Origin of the sequence: Tabrizicola flagellatus (genome assembly GCF_046295235.1) — a bacterium.
GTDB classification, from domain to species: domain Bacteria; phylum Pseudomonadota; class Alphaproteobacteria; order Rhodobacterales; family Rhodobacteraceae; genus Tabrizicola; species Tabrizicola flagellata_A.
The window spans coordinates 43,270-59,429 of sequence record NZ_JBKBLV010000001.1; the positions used below are offsets into that span (position 1 = coordinate 43,270).

The window sequence follows — 16,160 nt, forward strand, 5'->3', positions numbered from 1 at the left end:
GGGCCGCACCTAGCGCAGGCGGAAGGTGGCGCTGTCGCCATTGCCCCGGTCGACGGTAAAGCGGAGTTTGTCGGCCCCCTGCGCCTCGACCAGCTGGCAGTTGTAGCGGATCGGCGTGCCGCTCCAATCCATCTCGCGGCAGAAGTAGCCGTCCTTCCACGACCAGCTGCCGGTAATCTTCCAGCCCAGCGCCGAGCCGTCGATCCGGCCGTCGGGCAGGACGCTGATCGACAGGTTGTAAAGCCCGATGCGCAGCGTGCGATCCTTGACCAGGGTCAGGAAGCGGTCCTTGTCCTTGACCGGCTCGAACCCGTTGGCCGCGGCCGGAAGCGGGACGGACAGCAGGAACAGCACGGCAGCAAGACGCAGCATGAGACCCCCCGATCACAGTCACAGGGGCTTTACGCGGCTGGCGCCGGATCGGATCACCCGTCAGATGCCCAGCACATCCATCATGTCGTATTGCCCGGGTTTCTGGCCCTGGCCCCAGAGCGCGGCGCGCAGGGCGCCACGCGCGAAGATCGCCCGGTCGGTGGCAACATGGCGCAGGATCACCCGTTCACCCTCGCCGGCGAAGATCACGTCATGTTCGCCGACGATGTCGCCGCCGCGGATCGCCGAAAAGCCGATTGCGCCCCTTGCCCGGGCGCCGGTGATGCCGTCGCGGCCAGAGACGCGGGCATCATCGAGGCTGACGCCCCGGCCTTCGGCGGCAGCCTGGCCAAGCATCAGCGCGGTGCCGGACGGAGCATCGACCTTCATGCGGTGGTGGGCCTCGACGATTTCCACGTCCCAGTCGGCATCGAGCGCGGCGGCGACCGTCTGCGTCAGGCGCACCAGCAGGTTGACGCCAAGCGACATGTTGCCGGCGCGAATGATGACGGCGTGACGGGCCGCGGCCTCGATCCGGGCGATGTGCTGGGGTTCAAGCCCCGTGGTGCCGATGACGTGGACGGCGCGGGCCTGGGCGGCGAGCGCGGCGAAGTCCACCGTGGCGGCGGGGGCGGTGAAGTCGATCACCGCCTGGGCCTTGGCGAAGGCCTCCAGCGCGTCGTCGGTGACCTTCACGCCAATGGGGGCGCCGCCCATCGCCTCGCCCACGTCGCGGCCGATCCAGGGGTGGCCCGCGCGTTCGACGCAGCCGACGAGGCGCAGCCGGTCCGACCCCTGCGCCAGGCGGATCAGCGTCTGGCCCATGCGCCCCGAAGCGCCTGTGACCACTAGTCCCGGACCATCGCTCATGTCGCCCCCCTTGCCGCTCGCCCTTCCCTAGCGGGTTCGCGCGAGCGTGAGAAGCCCGGCGTTGCGGGCCGGGCCGAAAGGGCCTATGTGGACGCGCATGTCCAAGCGCCATGATACCGGGTCCGGCCCGTCGCAACGTCAGCTTCGGGTAGGGGAACTGATCCGCCGCACACTGTCGGATGTGCTGAACCGGGCCGAGATCCACGACCCCGAACTGAATGCCATGTCGATCACGGTGGGCGAGGTGTCGTGCTCGCCCGATCTGAAGGTGGCGACGGTCTATGTCATGCCGCTGATGGGGTCGGTGCCGGTCGAGGCGGCGATCGCGGCGCTGGCGCGCAACAAGGCCGAGCTTCGGCACCGGGTGGCCGGAGAACTGACGCTGAAATACGCGCCCGACCTGCGGTTCCGGCCCGACGAGACCTTCGACCGGCTGGACGAGACGCGGCGGCTGTTCGCCGACCCGGCGGTGCAGCGCGACCTCGGCGCGACGGACGACACGGAATGAAGTGGCTTGCCCTGGCCCTTCTGCTGGCCCCGGAGGCGGCAGAGGCGGCAGATTGCCGGGACACCAGCTTCGAGGGCGCCTCCTACACGGTCTGCGAGGTCGGAGCGGACGAGGACCTGCGGCTGTTCCATTCCGGGCCGGACGGCGCCTACGGCAGTTTCCGCAACGTCGATCTGGCGCTGGCGGCCGAGGGCAAGGCGCTGGGCTTCGCGATGAACGCCGGGATGTATCACCGCGACCTGTCGCCGGTGGGTCTCTATGTCGAGGACGGGGTGGAACGCTCGGCCATCGTGACCAGCGACGGGCCGGGAAACTTCGGCCTTCTGCCGAACGGTGTGTTCTGCATCGGCGAGACCTTCCGGGTGATCGAGAGCCGCGCCTTCAAGAAGGCTAAGACTGCGTGTCGCCACGCCACGCAATCGGGGCCGATGCTGGTGATCAAGGGCAAGCTGCATCCGAAACTGCTACCCGGCAGTGACAGCCGCTATGTACGCAACGGCGTGGGCGTCAGCGAGGACGGTAGCCGGGCGGTGTTCGTGATCTCGAACGAGGCGGTGAACTTCCACGCCTTCGCGCGGTTCTTCCGCGACGGGCTGGGCCTGCCGGATGCGCTGTATTTCGACGGCAACATCTCGCGGCTCTATGCCCCCTCGCTGGGGCGGCATGACGGCGGGTTCCCGATGGGACCGATCGTCGGCACCGTGGTCGCGAAGGGCTGAGCCATGGGCCGCACGCGCAAGGGGCGAGAGATCAGCGGCTGGCTGGTCGTGGACAAGCCGGCGGGCGTGACCTCGACCGCCGTGGTCAACAAGGTGAAATGGGCGTTGTCGGCGCAGAAGGCGGGCCATGCCGGGACGCTGGACCCGGATGCGACGGGCGTGCTGGCCGTGGCCTTGGGCGAGGCGACGAAGACCATTCCCTACATCACGGATGCGCTGAAATGCTACCGCTTCCGCGTGCGCTTCGGCGCGGCGACGGAGACGGACGATGCCTCGGGTCGCGTGATCGCGACCTCGACACTGCGGCCGACGGACGCGCAGATCGAGGCGGCGCTGGGGGCGTTCCGGGGGGAGATCCTCCAGGTGCCGCCGCAGTATTCGGCGGTGAAGGTGGATGGCGAGCGGGCCTATGACCTGGCGCGCGAGGGTGAGGTGATGGACCTTGCCGCCCGGCCCCTCTGGGTGGAGCGGCTGGTCATGCTGGGCCGCCCCGACGCGGACCATGTCGATCTGGAGATGGTCTGCGGCAAGGGCGGCTATGTGCGGTCGATCGCGCGCGATCTTGGGCAGGTGCTGGGGTGCCTCGGGCATGTCGAATGGCTGCGGCGGGAGTGGTCGGGGCCGTTCGAAGCAGGTCAGGGGGTCTCGCTGGAGGTGATCGACGCCGAGGCCAAGACCGATGCGCTGGACGCCCGGCTGTTGCCGCTGGAGTTGGGGTTGCAGGACCTGCCGGAGTTCCGGGCGACTCCCGAGGGGGCGGTGCGGCTGCGGAACGGCAATCCGGGGCAGGTGATCGGGCACGCCGACTGGGGGACCGAGGGCTGGGCCTCTCTGAACGGCCTGGCGGTCGCTGTGGGGCACTATCGGGGGGGCGAGTTGCACCCGAGCAGGGTGTTTGTCCGGTAGGCCTGCGGCCAGGGCCTGCCGCCCCGGCCACAAGGTTTGGCACGGTCAGTCGAGGGTAAGCACCGCCTCGATCTCGAACAGCATGGGGTCGATGGCGAGTTTCGGGACCGGGACCAGGGTTTGCGCGGGCAGGCGGCCCCCGAACATCCGGATCACGGCTTCGGTCAGAGGGCCAAGCTTGGCCATATTGTGGTCGACGACATAGGCCGTCAGTTTCACCACCTGGTCGGGCCGGCCGCCGAGCGCCTCGATCACCGTGGAAAGGTTGGCATAGGCCTGCCGGACCTGGGTAGCGAAATCGGGGGAGAGCGCGCCGGTGGGGTCCTGTCCGCCCTGGCCCGAGATGAAGGCAAGGCGCCCGGAAGCAGGGGTGATGACAGCAGTGCTGTAGCCGTTCGGGCGCGGGTCGGGCAGGTGGGGCGGGTTGACGATCTGGGGCTGGGTCATGGTCCGTGTCCTTCTGTGGGTCAGTCGGAACCGGTAGGATGAAACGGTGACAGATTCTGGCACCATTCATGCTATACCCCCGGCATGAGCAGCCGCCTGAGACAGGAGTCCCTTCTGCGTCTGTTGCGCCGCAACGGCAGCGCGACGGTGGGTGAATTGGCGGAGCTGGTGAATGTCTCGCGCCGGACGGTGCTGCGCGACATCGGGGCGTTACGCGAGCAGGGCTATGTCATCCAGACCGACTGCGGGCGTGGTGGGGGCGTGCAGCTTGACCCTGGGACGATGCAGGGGACGGCGCGGGTCTCGGTCGCCGAGCTGTTCGCGCTGGTGATCAGCATGGCGACGATGCGGGCGGCGCGGGCGCTGCCCTTTGCCGATCTGGCGGATACGGGTCTGGCGAAGGTCGAGCGGACGCTGCCCCCGGACAAGCTGCGCGACCTGCGGCGGCTCTTGGCCTGCCTGCATGTGGGCATTCTGTCGCCGCTGCAGGACCTGTCGGACATCGCGCGGATGGAGGAGGCGCTGCTCCCTTGTTTCGAGACGGCATTCCTGCGGCAACTATCCCTGCGCTTTCGCTACCGCGATGCCAAGGGGGCGGAGACGCGGCGCGAGGTCGAGCCGCAGGCTATCCTGATCCTGCCGCCCTTGTGGTACCTGGTGGCCTGGGACCCGTCGCGGGCCGATTTCCGGCATTTCCGGATGGACCGGATCAGCGCGCCGGTGGTGGTCGAGGGGAAGCAGTTCCGGCGGCGGAATGTGCCGTTCGAGGCGGATGTCTGCCCCTATGCCGAGCTTGAGCGGCGCCTCGACGACCAAAACGAAAAAGCCCCGCGTCGCCGCAGGGCCTTTCCTTATCCTTCGACCTGACCGATCAGGCCAGAGCGGCCTTCGCTTGCCCGGCGATGGCATTGAACGCCTCGGGCTCGTGCACGGCGAGGTCGGCGAGGACCTTGCGGTCAACCTCGATCCCGGCCTTGGTCAGGCCGTTGATGAGGCGCGAATAGGTCATCTCGGCGTCGAACAGGCGGACGGCGGCGTTGATCCGCTGGATCCACAGCGCGCGGAACTGGCGCTTGCGGACCTTGCGGTCGCGGGTCGCGTACTGGTTGGCCTTGTCGACAGCCTGGGTCGCGGTGCGGAAGTTGGTGGAGCGGGCGGCATAGTAGCCGGACGCCGCCTTGATGACCTTGCGGTGACGGGCGTGCGTGACCTTGCCGGATTTGACGCGGGACATGTGCTGCTCTCCTTACCGGTCGTAGGGCATGTATTTCTTGACGATCTTCGCATCGCTGTCGTTCAGCAGCATCGTGCCGGTCGCTTCGCGGATGAATTTCGTCGAACGCTTGATCATGCCGTGGCGCTTGCCGGCGACGCCGGCCTTCACCCGACCGGTGGCCGTGAAGCTGAAGCGCTTCTTCGCCGCCGACTTGGTCTTCATCTTGGGCATTTCCATCTCCGTGGTTTCAGGCACGACTCGGCATGCCACTATGGCCGGCCGTGCGGGTATCGAAGCCGCCCCTATAGGGGCAGCCGGGAAAAGGTGCAAGCGGATTGCGTCAGTCGAACAGGCGCATCACCGTCTTGAGAACGACCCCGGGCACCTCCTCGAAGGTATAACCTCCGGGGCTTTCGATCAGCGCGGCCGAGATCATTCCCAGCGCGACCACGGCCATGATCGCCCCCATCCGGGGCGCACGGCTTTCCACCCAGGCCGACAGCAATGACGGAACCGACAGCACAAGCAGCACGATCCCGACCGTCAGAAGCAGATCCGTGTCCATGGCGTCTCGCCCATGACCCCGCGCGGGCAGAGCCTACTCGGGGTCCACGCGCGAGATCAAGCGTTCGTCGCAGGGCGCCACGCGCAGGATGTTGGTCGTGCCCTTGACGTTGAACGGAACGCCGGCGGTGACAACGATCTGGTCTTCTTCGGTGGCAAAACCATCCGACCGCGCCGCGCCCACGGCCGCGAGCACCGCGCCCTTGAAGCGTTCCTGCGGCGGGGTGATTACGCAATGCGTGCCCCAGGTCAGCGCCAGCCGCCGGGCGGTGGACATCAGCGGCGTGAGCGCGAGGATCGCCACATGCGGGCGTTCGCGCGCCACCAGTGAGGCCGTGGTGCCCGACTGGCTAAAGCAGCAGATCGCCTTGATGTTCGTGGCCTCGGCGATCTCGCGCGCGGCGGCGACGATGCCGTCGGCGACCGATTCGCGGCGGACGACGCGGCTGGCCTCGATGATGGACAGATAGGTCGGATCCTTCTCGACGCTCATCGCCACGTTGTTCATCGTGGTCACCGCCTCGACCGGATACTTGCCGGCCGCGGATTCGGCCGACAGCATCACCGCATCGGCGCCTTCGTAGATCGCGGTCGCCACGTCCGAGACCTCGGCCCGGGTGGGCACGGGCGATTCGATCATCGATTCGAGCATCTGGGTGGCCACGATCACCGGCTTGGCCGCCGCGCGGGCGCCGCGCACGAGCCGCTTCTGGATCGGGGGGACCGAGGTGACGGGCAGTTCGACACCAAGGTCGCCGCGCGCCACCATGATCCCGTCCGAGACCTGGAGGATGGCGTCGTAGGCCTTCACCGCGGCCGGCTTCTCGATCTTCGACAGGACGGCGGCGCGGCCCTTGGCAAGGCTGCGGGCCTCGATCACGTCCTCGGGGCGCTGCACGAAGGAGAGCGCCAGCCAGTCCACGCCGAGGTCGCAGACGAATTCCAGATCGGCGCGGTCCTTTTCCGACAGCGCGGCGAGCGGCAGGACCACGTCGGGCACGTTCACGCCCTTGCGGTTGGAGATCGTGCCGCCGACTTCCACGGTGCAGTCGGCGAAGTCCTTTCCGCAGGCGTTCACCCTCAGGCGGATCTTGCCGTCGTTGACCAGAAGCGTCGCGCCGGGTTCCAGCGCCGCGAAGATTTCCGGGTGCGGCAGGTTCACCCGCTTGGCATCGCCCGGCGTGGTGGAGAGGTCCATGCGGAAGGCCGCGCCTTCGACCAGCTCCTCGGCGTCGTTGGCGAAGACGCCGACGCGGAGTTTCGGGCCCTGGAGGTCGGCGAGGATGCCGATCGGGCGGCCGAGGTCCTTTTCGACCTGGCGGATGATCTCGTGGCGCTTGCGGATGTCGTCGTGGGAGCCGTGGCTCATGTTCAGGCGGAACACGTCGGCCCCGGCCTCGAAGAGCGCGCGGATCATCTCGTAGCTCGAAGATGCCGGGCCAAGCGTGGCCACAATCTTCACGTTGCGGTGGCGGCGCATCGCCATCCTCCTGCTCATAGGTTCCGTTGATGTGGGCCGCGTGCGTTATGGACCAAGTCGGGCCAAGCCGCAACGCCCGCTTCCGCCGGGCGGGGCCCAAAATTCTTCGGCGAAGAATTTTGGGCGCGGCGGCGCGGGGCGCGCGGGTCGCTGGCATCGGCGGGCGGTTGCGGGTAGAAGCGCGTCGGGACTGCAGGGGTGAAGCGTGGCGTTCAGGATCGAGGGCGAGGATCGCAAGGGGCGCTGGCTGGTGACCTGCGACCATGCGTCGAACCGGGTGCCGGAGTGGGTGAATGGCGGCGACCTTGGCATCCCGGCCGAGGACATGGCCCGCCACATCGCCTGGGACGTGGGCGCGGCGGGGGTGGCCCGCGAGTTGGGGCGGCTTCTGGAGAGCCCGGTGATCCTGTCGGACTTCAGCCGCCTGGTGATCGACCCGAACCGGGGCGAGGACGACCCGACGCTGGTGATGCGGCTTTACGACGGGACGATCATCCCGGCCAACCGGCACATCGGGCCGGACGGCGTTGAGGCGCGGCTGGACCGGCTCTATCGCCCCTATCACGCCGCCTATGCGCGGCTGGCGGCGGTGCGGCCGGACCGGGTGATCCTGGCGATCCATTCCTTCACCCCCTGCCTGCGCGGCCGGGCGCCGCGGCCCTGGCATGTGGGGGTGCTGTACAGCCACCTGGACGAGCGGTTCTCGAAACCGCTGATCGCGCGGTTGCGGGCGGAGGCCGACCTCTGCATTGGCGACAACGAGCCCTATTCGGGCCACCTGCCGGGCGACGCGATCGATCGGCATGCCTTGCGGCTGGGGCGACACAACACACTTATAGAGCTGCGGAACGACCTGATCGCCACGCCCGCCGAGCAGGCGCACTGGGCCGGGCGGCTGGCCGCGATCCTGACCGAAGTCCTGGAGGGCCTGTAGATGGACGACCAAACGCGGACCGAGCTGGAGGCGGCGGCCTTCCGGGCTCTGGTGCATCACCTGATGGTCAAGCGCCCGGAGGTGCAGAACATCGACCTGATGAACCTGGGCGGCTTCTGCCGGAATTGCCTGAGTCGCTGGTATCAGGAAGCCGCCGCCGAGCGGGGCATCGCGATGACCAAGGACGAGGCGCGCGAGATCGTCTATGGCATGCCCTATGCCGAATGGGTGGCCCTGCACCAGACCGAGGCGGATGCGGACAAGAAGGCGGCCTTCGACAAGGCTTTCGCCGAGAATGTCGGGCCGAAGCAGGCGTAGGGTGCGCTAGGGCGCACCGGCGGATGGTGCGCTGTAGCGCACCCTACGAAAATGCCACAGCCTTGCCCAAGCCTCTCAGCGCGAAGGGTTTTTTGTGGACCTCACGCGCGAGGGCCGCTATCGTGCCGGAAAACGGGGCGCATAGACCCCGCGATTGAGGCAGCAATGGCGTTTCCTGAGCGGTTTTCGAACCTGCCGGATTATGCGTTTCCGCGACTGCGGAAGCTTCTGGATGCGCACGCCCCGGGCGGCGAACCCATCGCCATGACCATCGGCGAGCCGCGTCATGCCATGCCCGAGTTCGTCGGGCCGATCCTTGCCGCGAACCTTTCGGGCTTCGGCGTCTATCCGCCGAACGACGGGACGCCGGAACTCCTGTCCGCGATCTCGGGCTGGATCGCGCGGCGCTATGGCGTGACCGTCGCCGATGACCGGCTGATGGCGCTGAACGGGACGCGCGAGGGGCTTTTCAACGCCTGCATCGCGCTCTGCCCCGAGACCAAGGCCGGAAAGACCCCGGTCGTCCTGATGCCGAACCCGTTCTACCAGGTCTATGCCGTGGCCGCGCTGACCGTAGGGGCGGAACCCGTCTATGTGCCCGCCACCGCCGCGACCGGGTTCCTGCCCGATTACGGCAGCCTGCCCAAGGACGTGCTGGACCGGGTGGCGCTGGCCTATATCTGCTCGCCCGCCAACCCCCAGGGGGCGGTCGCGTCGAAGGAGTATCTGGCGGACCTCCTGGCCCTTGCCGAGCGGCATGATTTCAAGGTGCTGGCCGACGAGTGCTATTCCGAGATCTGGCGCGAGGCGCCACCGCCCGGCTTGTTGCAGGTGGCAGCGGCGCAAGGAGCCGATCCCGAGCGCGTCGTGGTGTTTCATTCGCTGTCGAAACGGTCGAACCTGCCGGGGCTGCGGTCGGGCTTTGTCGCCGCGGGGCCGGAAAGCATGGGGCGCATCCGCAAGCTGCGCGCCTTCGCCGGTGCCCCCCTGCCCCTGCCCTTGCAGCGTGTGGCCGAGGCAGCCTGGGCGGACGAGGCGCATGTCGATGCCTCGCGCGCCCTGTATCAGGCGAAGTTCCGCGATGCGGATGCGATTTTCGCGGGCCTTCAGGGCTATCGGGCGCCGGGCGGCGGGTTCTTCCTGTGGCTGCCGGTCGAGGATGGCGAGGCGGCGGCCCTCAAGTTGTGGCGCGAGACGGGGGTGCGGGTCCTGCCCGGCGCCTACCTATCGCGCGAGGTCGGGGGCGAGAATCCTGGCCGCGGATATATCCGGGTGGCGCTTGTCGCCCCCCAAGAAGAAACGCAGCGCGGGCTGAGCAGGCTCCGCGACTGCATCTATGGGTGAGTGAGGGACGAATGGCATCCTATCAGGCACGGCAGCGCGATCCGCTTCTGGACCAGGGCACGCAGGCAATGCTGGAACGCCGGGGGCGCGAGCTTCTGGGGCTGGTTCTCTGCCTTGTGGCCTTCGCCTTCACGCTGATGTTGTGGAGCTATACGCCCGAGGATCCGGGCTGGATGGTGGCGACCGATGAGCCGGCGCGGAACATCTTCGGGCGGTTCGGCGCGGCGCTGGCCTCGACGCTGATCATCCTGATCGGCAAGGGTGCCTGGACGATCCCGCTGATCTTCGGCGCCTGGGGCGTGCGGTTCATGATCCATCGCGGCGGAGAGAGGGCGATCGGTCGGGTGGTCTTTGCGGTGATCGCGGTGGCCTTCGCGGCGGTGCATTGCGCGACCCTGCTACCGGGGGATGGCTGGACGCATACCTTTGGCCTGGGCGGACTGTTCGGCGACACGGTGACGGGGTCGCTTCTGGGGATCATTCCGGGGACGGCGGGCTTCGGACTGAAGCTTCTGTCGCTGATGACCTTTGCAGGGCTGGTCGCGATGATGCTGTTCGTCACCGGCTTCGACATGGAGGAGCTGCGCGCGATCCAGCGGTTCCTGCTGGTGGGGTCGATCCTGGGCTATTCGGCACTGCGCCAGGCGCTTGGCGCGGGGGCGCGCAGCGCCTTGACCGGCGCGGTCGCCCTGCAGGATCGGGCCCGGGCGCGGTCGGCAAGCGCGACGACCACGCGGAGCTTCGAGCCGCCTGTCGCCATGGGCCGCGACGCCCCCGTCTCGCGCCGCGTGGTGCCGCCGGTAACGGGGGGAGTTGCCGCCGAGATGACGCCCGAGCCGCTGCGGGCAAGCCATGGCCGGGCGATGCCGGCCGCGCTGCGCGGCGAGGCCCGGCATCCGGCACCCGAGGCGGAAATGGCACCCGCGAAGGAGAAGCTTGGCCTGCTGGACCGCCTGCGCCGCAAGCACCAGCCGGAGCCCGAGCCGGAGCTGATCGAATACGAGCATTCCTGGGATCCCTCGATGCCGACCGAGGACCGCATCAAGGCGCGGATTTCCGACGTGATCCGCAACCGCGTGCTGCGCACGCCCGATTTCCCGGTGGCGCCGCCGCCTCTTCCGACCGCCGCCCGGGTCGAGCCGCCGGTGATGCGCCCGAAGGGGCCTGCCGTCCTGATGGCCGACACCCGCCCCCTGCCCCGCGCCGTCCCGCCGGTCACGGCGCCCGAGCGCGGCTGGCAGCCGGAGGCCGAGGCGGAGGAGGAACTGCCGGCCAATGTCTTCGCCGAGGATGCCGGCTGGGACGACCGGAACGATCTGGACGACGCGGGCCTCGACACGCTGGAGCCCGAACTGCCCCAGTCGCGCTTCATGGCCCCGGCGCATGATCGCAAGGCCGTGGTGCAGCATGCGGTGAAGAAGCCCGCGCCTTCGCGGCAGGCGATGGCGGAAAGCCAGCCGGCCTTGCGCTTCGATGACCATGCGCAGACCTATGAACTGCCGCCGCTGAGCCTGTTGTCGGCCCCGGTGACGATCCAGCGAAACCAGCTGTCCGACGAGGCGCTGGAAGAGAACGCGCGGATGCTGGAATCCGTGCTGGACGACTATGGCGTGAAGGGCGAGATCGTGGCCGTACGCCCCGGCCCGGTGGTCACCATGTACGAACTGGAACCGGCGCCCGGCCTGAAGGCCAGCCGCGTGATCGGTCTGGCCGATGACATCGCGCGGTCGATGTCGGCCTTGTCGGCCCGCGTCTCGACCGTGCCGGGGCGGTCGGTCATCGGCATCGAACTGCCGAACGCCCACCGCGAGAAGGTGGTGCTGCGCGAGATCCTGTCGGCGCGTGATTTCGGCGACAGCCAGATGCGGCTGCCGCTGGCCTTGGGCAAGGATATCGGCGGGGAACCCGTCGTGGCCAACCTCGCCAAGATGCCGCACCTCCTGATCGCGGGGACCACGGGGTCGGGCAAGTCGGTCGCGATCAACACGATGATCCTCAGCCTTCTCTACAAGCTGACGCCCGAGGAATGCCGGCTGATCATGATCGACCCGAAGATGCTGGAACTGTCGGTCTATGACGGCATCCCGCATCTCCTCTCTCCCGTCGTGACCGACCCGAAGAAGGCGGTCGTCGCCCTGAAATGGGTTGTGGGCGAGATGGAGGAGCGGTATCGCAAGATGTCCAAGATGGGCGTCCGCAACATCGAGGGCTACAACGGCCGCGTGCGCGAGGCGCTGGCCAAGGGCGAGATGTTCAAGCGCACGATCCAGACCGGGTTCGACGAGGAAACCGGCGATCCGGTGTTCGAGACCGAGGAATTCGCGCCGCAGCCCTTCCCCTACATCGTCGTCATCGTGGACGAGATGGCCGACCTGATGATGGTGGCGGGCAAGGAGATCGAGGCCTGCATCCAGCGGCTGGCCCAGATGGCGCGGGCCTCGGGCATCCACCTGATCATGGCGACGCAGCGGCCCTCGGTCGATGTCATCACCGGCACGATCAAGGCGAACTTCCCGACGCGGATTTCCTTCCAGGTCACCTCGAAGATCGACTCGCGGACCATCCTCGGCGAACAGGGGGCCGAGCAGCTGCTGGGCGCCGGCGACATGCTCTACATGGGCAACGGCGCGAAGATCACCCGGATCCACGGGCCGTTCGTGTCGGACGAGGAAGTGGAAGAGATCGTCAACCACCTGAAGAGCTTCGGTCCGCCGGTCTACATGTCGGGCGTGGTCGAGGGGCCGGAGGACGAGGTCGCGGGCGACATCGACATGGTGCTGGGCCTCGGCTCGGGCGAGGCCTCGGACGATGCGCTCTACGATCAGGCCGTGGCGATCGTGGCGCGGGACCGGAAGTGTTCCACCAGCTACATCCAGCGGAAACTGGGCATCGGCTACAACAAGGCCGCGCGTCTGGTCGAGCAGATGGAAGAGCAGGGCATCGTCACCCGCGCAAATCACGTCGGCAAGCGCGAGATCCTGGTGGAAGAACGGTGAGCGAAGGGGGGCTTGCCCTCGCAACCGCCTCTGACGCCGCGAAGGCTCTGCGTCTTGCCTGGCCCTTGATCGTCGACGAATGCCGCGCGGTGCTCGGGGGAGAGTTGCACTATCAGGCAGTCGTCTATCATTGCCTTCGACTTGCGGGCGTTCCGCGCAGGCAGATCGGCATGAACGTGAAGCAGTGGATACCGTCCCCCGTCACCCCGTTGTTCAAGGCGATGGACCTTTGCAAGCACGAATCCTTTCGGGGCGGCTTTGAGCCGATCCCTGATGTCGTGCTGTTTCGTCCGGAGGTTGAGGGAGACTGGCGGCGCAGAAACCACGCCAGAACTCTCGAAACCATGGCGATGGCGATCGAGATCAAGGCATCGGAACGCGCGAATGGCAGGCTTGGTCACGGGGAGATCGTCCGGGACATCGACAAGCTGGATGCACAGCTGACCGAGACCGGCCGACCGCGCGATGCCCTTTGCGGGGTGATGCTTGTCGTCGATGTGGCACCTCTGCCGCAGGAACGAATGCGGACAGCCTCTGTTGCGGCGTGCCGCGACCATGCTCTCGCGCGCGGGATCGGCTGGCTTTACGTGTCTTTGGACGAGGAGGCGTTCGTAACTCCCCCCTAGGTCGCAGACATCGGATCAAGAGGTCGGGGGAAACGGTCGGCGATCTGCTTCGGAGTACAGCGCAAAGTGTCGAATCCCGGCCGCCCCGGCCGGGATCTTAAGCATTGCGGCGTTTTCGCCATAAAGCAGCCTCAATCGCGCCCGAATCGAGACACAACTTCTGGTTGTAATCGAGGCAGACGTCTCGCCAGGGAATCGTTGCACTGGCCTGGCATCGCCTGAAGCGTCTTTTGGGGAAGGGGCTTGGCTTCGCATCATGGCACTCGATACTTCCGACCTCCTTGCACGGACCGATCTGGGCGACGAGCTTCTGCCCGGCACGACCTTGTTCCATGGCGCCTACCGGATCACCCGCTTCATCAACTCGGGCGGGTTCGGCATCACCTACCTGGCCCAGGACAGCCTGGGCCGCGAGGTGGTGATCAAGGAGTGCTTTTCCTCGACCTTCTGCCGCCGGGCGCAGACCCGCGTCCGGGCGCGGTCGATGGGCTCGCGCGAGCATCTGTCGAAGCTGGTCCGCAGCTTCCTGCATGAGGCGCAGAGCCTCGCCCGGCTGCGGCACCCCAACATCGTCGGCGTGCACCAGGTTTTCGAGGAAAATGATACCGCCTACATGGTTCTGGATTACATCCGGGGTCATGACCTTCTGGAGACCATCGAGGAAAAGCGCGCAGACCTGACGTCTGCGCTGATTGTTCGGATGGCCGGAAAGCTGGCCGCGGCCGTGGCCTATATCCACGACAACCAGCTGCTGCATTGCGACATCGCGCCGGACAACATCTTCGTTACCCCGGCGGGAGAGCCGGTGCTGATCGATTTCGGCGCATCACGGCGCACGGCGGCGGGTGCGGTGCAGAAATACTCGGGCCTGACCGTGGTGAAGGACGGCTATTCGCCGCATGAGCTGTATACCGCGGGCGGCAACAGCGGGCCGTGGAGCGACATCTATGCGCTGGCGGCATCGCTCTATCACGCCATTTCCGGTGTGGCCCCGGTGAACTGCCAGGCCAGGCTGTCGGCGCTGGCGGAAAAGCGGGGCGACCCCTGCAAGCCGCTGGCCGGCAACTTCGCGGGTTATCCGGCAGGTTTCCTGGAGGCAATCGACAAGGCCATGGCGGTGATGCCGGCGGCGCGCTTCCAGTCGGCTGCCGACTGGCTGAAGGCCCTGCCCCAGCCCGAAACCAGGGCCGACCGCAAGGTGGTGCTGGTGCGCCGGGTGGTACCTGCGCCCGTTACGGTGGCCGCTCAGGCCACCGCGATCTCTCCGGTGGCGACGGCCCCGACTTCTCTGGTTGCCGCTGAACCCATCCCGCTGCGCGCACCGATCCCGTTGCGACCGCGGCGCCCGACGACGCGGGTCGCCGCTGTCGATCTGTCCGGTCTGCGCCGGATCAGCGGCTTCCGTGGCGGCTGGCTGATCGACGGGCTGACGGGATCGGTCATGACCAGCGAGGCCGGGACCACGGAGTCGGACGCTACGGCGCTTGCCCTTGTGGCGGCTGCCCGGGCCAATCTGCAGGCTTTGCAGGCGCTCGATCCGGGCGACGCGGTCGAGGACATCCAGATCACTCGCATGGACAAGTTGCACCTGGTGCGCCCGCTGGACAAGTCGCCGCATGTTTATGTCTGCGCGACCCTTGACCGGGAAGAGGCCAATCCGGCCCTCGCCCGCATGCAGGTGCGCCGCGTCGCCCAGGCCATCCGGCTTTAGACGACCGACCTCTCCCGACCTTGCCGCCGCTGCCCTGGGCGGTGCCGGTTTTTCCTCCATGCAGGCGATGGGATGCTCCATTCGGCCGGGGGGTCGGCATGGAGAGGCCATTGGCGTTTACCGGGCCGCATGGACCTGGCAAGACCCCACTTCACCGGATGCGTGCCCGGCCGGAAAGCAGCGGCATGGTTCCGCTGGCCATGGACGGTAATCGGTCAAGGGGTATGGCCGGCAGACAGCGGAACCTGTCGTCCGGCTTCCGGGAAATCGGCTTTCTCGGCACATCACGCTGGCCAACGCATCGTGCATTTGTCCTTCCAGATGGCATGACTTTGTCCAGCCGAAGGAATCCGGTTGACACGATATGCCGGAGAAGATGATCTCTGGTCCAACAAATGAGTCGTCCCAATGATCCCGGATCGCGAGACCTCCTTCCCCAGTGCCGCCGACGAGATTGCCCGGGCCAGCGGGTCGGCGGTCGATGCGGTTCTGGCGCAGATCCGGCAGATGATCGTCGATGGCGGGCTGAAGGTCGGCGACAAGCTGCCCACCGAGCGCGAGTTGTGCGAACGCTTCGCCTCAAGCCGCAACACCGTGCGCGAGGCGATGCGGATGCTGAAGGCCTTCGGTCTGGTCGAAGTACGGCCCAAGGTGGGCGCGACCATCGTCGATCAGCGGATGAACCGGGCCTTCGACCTGTTCTCGTTCAACGTGACGGAGATCTCGCGCCAGACCTTTGACGACATCCAGGGCTTTCGCGAACTTATCGAGACCGGATCGGTCATCCAGATCTTCGCGGCCATCCAGCCATCCGACCTGTCGGATCTGCGCGAGATCAACCGCGAGATGGTGCGAGCGAAAAGCGTGATCGAGGCATCCGAGCACGACCTGCGCTTTCACACCAGGCTGGTGTCGATCATCGGCAACAAGTCGATCCTCGACATCTACCGGATCATGACCCCCGTGATCCTGCGGATCATGCAGCGCGGCAAGACCCGGCGCACGATCGAGGGCGAGACCTTCCGAGAACACGAGGCGATCCTTGACGCGGCCGAACGGCGCGACGCGCTGGCCTTCAAGTACCTGATGCGCACGCATCTGCGGGCCGGCCTTTGGACCTTCGAGGACGGGTAACCAAACCGGGATGCC

At 67.3% G+C, this 16,160-nt stretch carries 18 protein-coding genes; 11 read left to right on the top strand and 7 right to left on the bottom strand.

The genetic code is table 11. The features are described from left to right. Window positions 1–9: 9 nt before the first annotated feature. Both ACK4IU_RS00250 and dapB read right to left on the bottom strand, forming a co-directional pair. Window positions 10–372 carry a dihydrodipicolinate reductase gene (locus tag ACK4IU_RS00250; protein ID WP_409730498.1) on the bottom strand — a complete coding sequence of 121 codons (363 nt, stop codon included), beginning with the start codon at window positions 370–372 and terminating at the stop codon, window positions 10–12. A gap of 60 nt (window positions 373–432) precedes the next feature. Further along, window positions 433–1,242, bottom strand: a complete 810-nt coding sequence (dapB, locus tag ACK4IU_RS00255; protein WP_409730499.1) for a 4-hydroxy-tetrahydrodipicolinate reductase — start codon at window positions 1,240–1,242, stop codon at window positions 433–435. Between the two features lie 97 nt (window positions 1,243–1,339). Here dapB and rbfA point away from each other — a divergent pair, with 97 nt between their 5' ends. Genes rbfA through truB form a run of 3 tightly spaced genes read left to right on the top strand, consistent with a single transcriptional unit; the run spans window position 1,340 to window position 3,375 of the window. Continuing rightward, window positions 1,340–1,750 carry a 30S ribosome-binding factor RbfA gene (rbfA, locus tag ACK4IU_RS00260; protein ID WP_149588554.1) on the top strand — a complete coding sequence of 137 codons (411 nt, stop codon included), beginning with the start codon at window positions 1,340–1,342 and terminating at the stop codon, window positions 1,748–1,750. Beyond that, window positions 1,747–2,469 carry a phosphodiester glycosidase family protein gene (locus ACK4IU_RS00265; protein WP_409730502.1) on the top strand — a complete coding sequence of 241 codons (723 nt, stop codon included), beginning with the start codon at window positions 1,747–1,749 and terminating at the stop codon, window positions 2,467–2,469. Before rbfA ends, ACK4IU_RS00265 begins: the two co-directional genes overlap by 4 nt. A gap of 3 nt (window positions 2,470–2,472) precedes the next feature. Further along, entirely contained in the window at window positions 2,473–3,375 is a 903-nt protein-coding gene (truB, locus tag ACK4IU_RS00270; protein ID WP_409730504.1) for a tRNA pseudouridine(55) synthase TruB, read from the top strand. 45 nt (window positions 3,376–3,420) lie between these two features. Here the strand turns inward: truB and ACK4IU_RS00275 are convergent, their stop codons facing one another. Next, window positions 3,421–3,822, bottom strand: coding sequence for a RidA family protein (locus ACK4IU_RS00275; protein WP_409730506.1), 402 nt, complete (start codon window positions 3,820–3,822; stop codon window positions 3,421–3,423). 84 nt (window positions 3,823–3,906) lie between these two features. Between ACK4IU_RS00275 and ACK4IU_RS00280 the strand changes: the two genes are divergently transcribed. Next, window positions 3,907–4,689 carry a helix-turn-helix transcriptional regulator gene (locus ACK4IU_RS00280; protein ID WP_409730508.1) on the top strand — a complete coding sequence of 261 codons (783 nt, stop codon included), beginning with the start codon at window positions 3,907–3,909 and terminating at the stop codon, window positions 4,687–4,689. 4 nt (window positions 4,690–4,693) lie between these two features. On the opposite strand, the gene rplT is transcribed toward ACK4IU_RS00280, so the two are convergent. The 4 genes from rplT to pyk form a co-directional block, all read right to left on the bottom strand. Further along, window positions 4,694–5,056, bottom strand: coding sequence for a 50S ribosomal protein L20 (gene rplT, locus ACK4IU_RS00285; RefSeq protein ID WP_137113090.1), 363 nt, complete (start codon window positions 5,054–5,056; stop codon window positions 4,694–4,696). A 12-nt stretch (window positions 5,057–5,068) separates the two neighbouring features. Continuing rightward, window positions 5,069–5,269 carry a 50S ribosomal protein L35 gene (gene rpmI / locus ACK4IU_RS00290; protein ID WP_409730510.1) on the bottom strand — a complete coding sequence of 67 codons (201 nt, stop codon included), beginning with the start codon at window positions 5,267–5,269 and terminating at the stop codon, window positions 5,069–5,071. 109 nt (window positions 5,270–5,378) lie between these two features. After that, a complete protein-coding gene (locus ACK4IU_RS00295) occupies window positions 5,379–5,603 on the bottom strand; it encodes a hypothetical protein (RefSeq protein ID WP_409730512.1) in 225 nt (74 codons plus the stop codon). Between the two features lie 33 nt (window positions 5,604–5,636). Next, window positions 5,637–7,082, bottom strand: a complete 1,446-nt coding sequence (pyk, locus tag ACK4IU_RS00300; protein WP_409730514.1) for a pyruvate kinase — start codon at window positions 7,080–7,082, stop codon at window positions 5,637–5,639. Between the two features lie 205 nt (window positions 7,083–7,287). Here pyk and ACK4IU_RS00305 point away from each other — a divergent pair, with 205 nt between their 5' ends. From ACK4IU_RS00305 to ACK4IU_RS00335, 7 genes are all read left to right on the top strand, one after another. After that, window positions 7,288–8,016: an N-formylglutamate amidohydrolase gene (locus ACK4IU_RS00305; RefSeq protein ID WP_409730516.1), complete on the top strand. Its 729-nt coding sequence runs from the start codon at window positions 7,288–7,290 to the stop codon at window positions 8,014–8,016. Next, window positions 8,017–8,334: a DUF1244 domain-containing protein gene (locus ACK4IU_RS00310; protein WP_409730518.1), complete on the top strand. Its 318-nt coding sequence runs from the start codon at window positions 8,017–8,019 to the stop codon at window positions 8,332–8,334. A gap of 165 nt (window positions 8,335–8,499) precedes the next feature. Beyond that, window positions 8,500–9,678, top strand: a complete 1,179-nt coding sequence (locus tag ACK4IU_RS00315) for an aminotransferase class I/II-fold pyridoxal phosphate-dependent enzyme (RefSeq protein ID WP_409730520.1) — start codon at window positions 8,500–8,502, stop codon at window positions 9,676–9,678. Between the two features lie 11 nt (window positions 9,679–9,689). Next, entirely contained in the window at window positions 9,690–12,674 is a 2,985-nt protein-coding gene (locus ACK4IU_RS00320; protein ID WP_409730522.1) for a DNA translocase FtsK 4TM domain-containing protein, read from the top strand. Between the two features lie 65 nt (window positions 12,675–12,739). Beyond that, window positions 12,740–13,300 carry a hypothetical protein gene (locus ACK4IU_RS00325; RefSeq protein WP_409730524.1) on the top strand — a complete coding sequence of 187 codons (561 nt, stop codon included), beginning with the start codon at window positions 12,740–12,742 and terminating at the stop codon, window positions 13,298–13,300. 256 nt (window positions 13,301–13,556) lie between these two features. After that, a complete protein-coding gene (locus tag ACK4IU_RS00330; protein WP_409730526.1) occupies window positions 13,557–15,011 on the top strand; it encodes a serine/threonine-protein kinase in 1,455 nt (484 codons plus the stop codon). Between the two features lie 408 nt (window positions 15,012–15,419). Further along, window positions 15,420–16,145: a FadR/GntR family transcriptional regulator gene (locus ACK4IU_RS00335; protein WP_409730527.1), complete on the top strand. Its 726-nt coding sequence runs from the start codon at window positions 15,420–15,422 to the stop codon at window positions 16,143–16,145. The last annotated feature ends 15 nt before the right edge of the window (window positions 16,146–16,160 follow it).

What these genes read in the sequence shown, in the direction of transcription:
- truB (WP_409730504.1), top strand. Translation starts at nt 2,473, where the DNA reads ATGGGCCGCACGCGCAAGGGGCGAGAGATCAGCGGCTGGCTGGTCGTG.
- pyk (WP_409730514.1), bottom strand. Translation starts at nt 7,082, where the DNA reads ATGCGCCGCCACCGCAACGTGAAGATTGTGGCCACGCTTGGCCCGGCA.
- ACK4IU_RS00250 (WP_409730498.1), bottom strand. Translation starts at nt 372, where the DNA reads ATGCTGCGTCTTGCTGCCGTGCTGTTCCTGCTGTCCGTCCCGCTTCCG.
- ACK4IU_RS00265 (WP_409730502.1), top strand. Translation starts at nt 1,747, where the DNA reads ATGAAGTGGCTTGCCCTGGCCCTTCTGCTGGCCCCGGAGGCGGCAGAG.
- rplT (WP_137113090.1), bottom strand. Translation starts at nt 5,056, where the DNA reads ATGTCCCGCGTCAAATCCGGCAAGGTCACGCACGCCCGTCACCGCAAG.
- rbfA (WP_149588554.1), top strand. Translation starts at nt 1,340, where the DNA reads ATGTCCAAGCGCCATGATACCGGGTCCGGCCCGTCGCAACGTCAGCTT.
- ACK4IU_RS00320 (WP_409730522.1), top strand. Translation starts at nt 9,690, where the DNA reads ATGGCATCCTATCAGGCACGGCAGCGCGATCCGCTTCTGGACCAGGGC.
- dapB (WP_409730499.1), bottom strand. Translation starts at nt 1,242, where the DNA reads ATGAGCGATGGTCCGGGACTAGTGGTCACAGGCGCTTCGGGGCGCATG.
- rpmI (WP_409730510.1), bottom strand. Translation starts at nt 5,269, where the DNA reads ATGCCCAAGATGAAGACCAAGTCGGCGGCGAAGAAGCGCTTCAGCTTC.
- ACK4IU_RS00275 (WP_409730506.1), bottom strand. Translation starts at nt 3,822, where the DNA reads ATGACCCAGCCCCAGATCGTCAACCCGCCCCACCTGCCCGACCCGCGC.
- ACK4IU_RS00280 (WP_409730508.1), top strand. Translation starts at nt 3,907, where the DNA reads ATGAGCAGCCGCCTGAGACAGGAGTCCCTTCTGCGTCTGTTGCGCCGC.
- ACK4IU_RS00335 (WP_409730527.1), top strand. Translation starts at nt 15,420, where the DNA reads ATGATCCCGGATCGCGAGACCTCCTTCCCCAGTGCCGCCGACGAGATT.
- ACK4IU_RS00295 (WP_409730512.1), bottom strand. Translation starts at nt 5,603, where the DNA reads ATGGACACGGATCTGCTTCTGACGGTCGGGATCGTGCTGCTTGTGCTG.
- ACK4IU_RS00315 (WP_409730520.1), top strand. Translation starts at nt 8,500, where the DNA reads ATGGCGTTTCCTGAGCGGTTTTCGAACCTGCCGGATTATGCGTTTCCG.
- ACK4IU_RS00330 (WP_409730526.1), top strand. Translation starts at nt 13,557, where the DNA reads ATGGCACTCGATACTTCCGACCTCCTTGCACGGACCGATCTGGGCGAC.
- ACK4IU_RS00310 (WP_409730518.1), top strand. Translation starts at nt 8,017, where the DNA reads ATGGACGACCAAACGCGGACCGAGCTGGAGGCGGCGGCCTTCCGGGCT.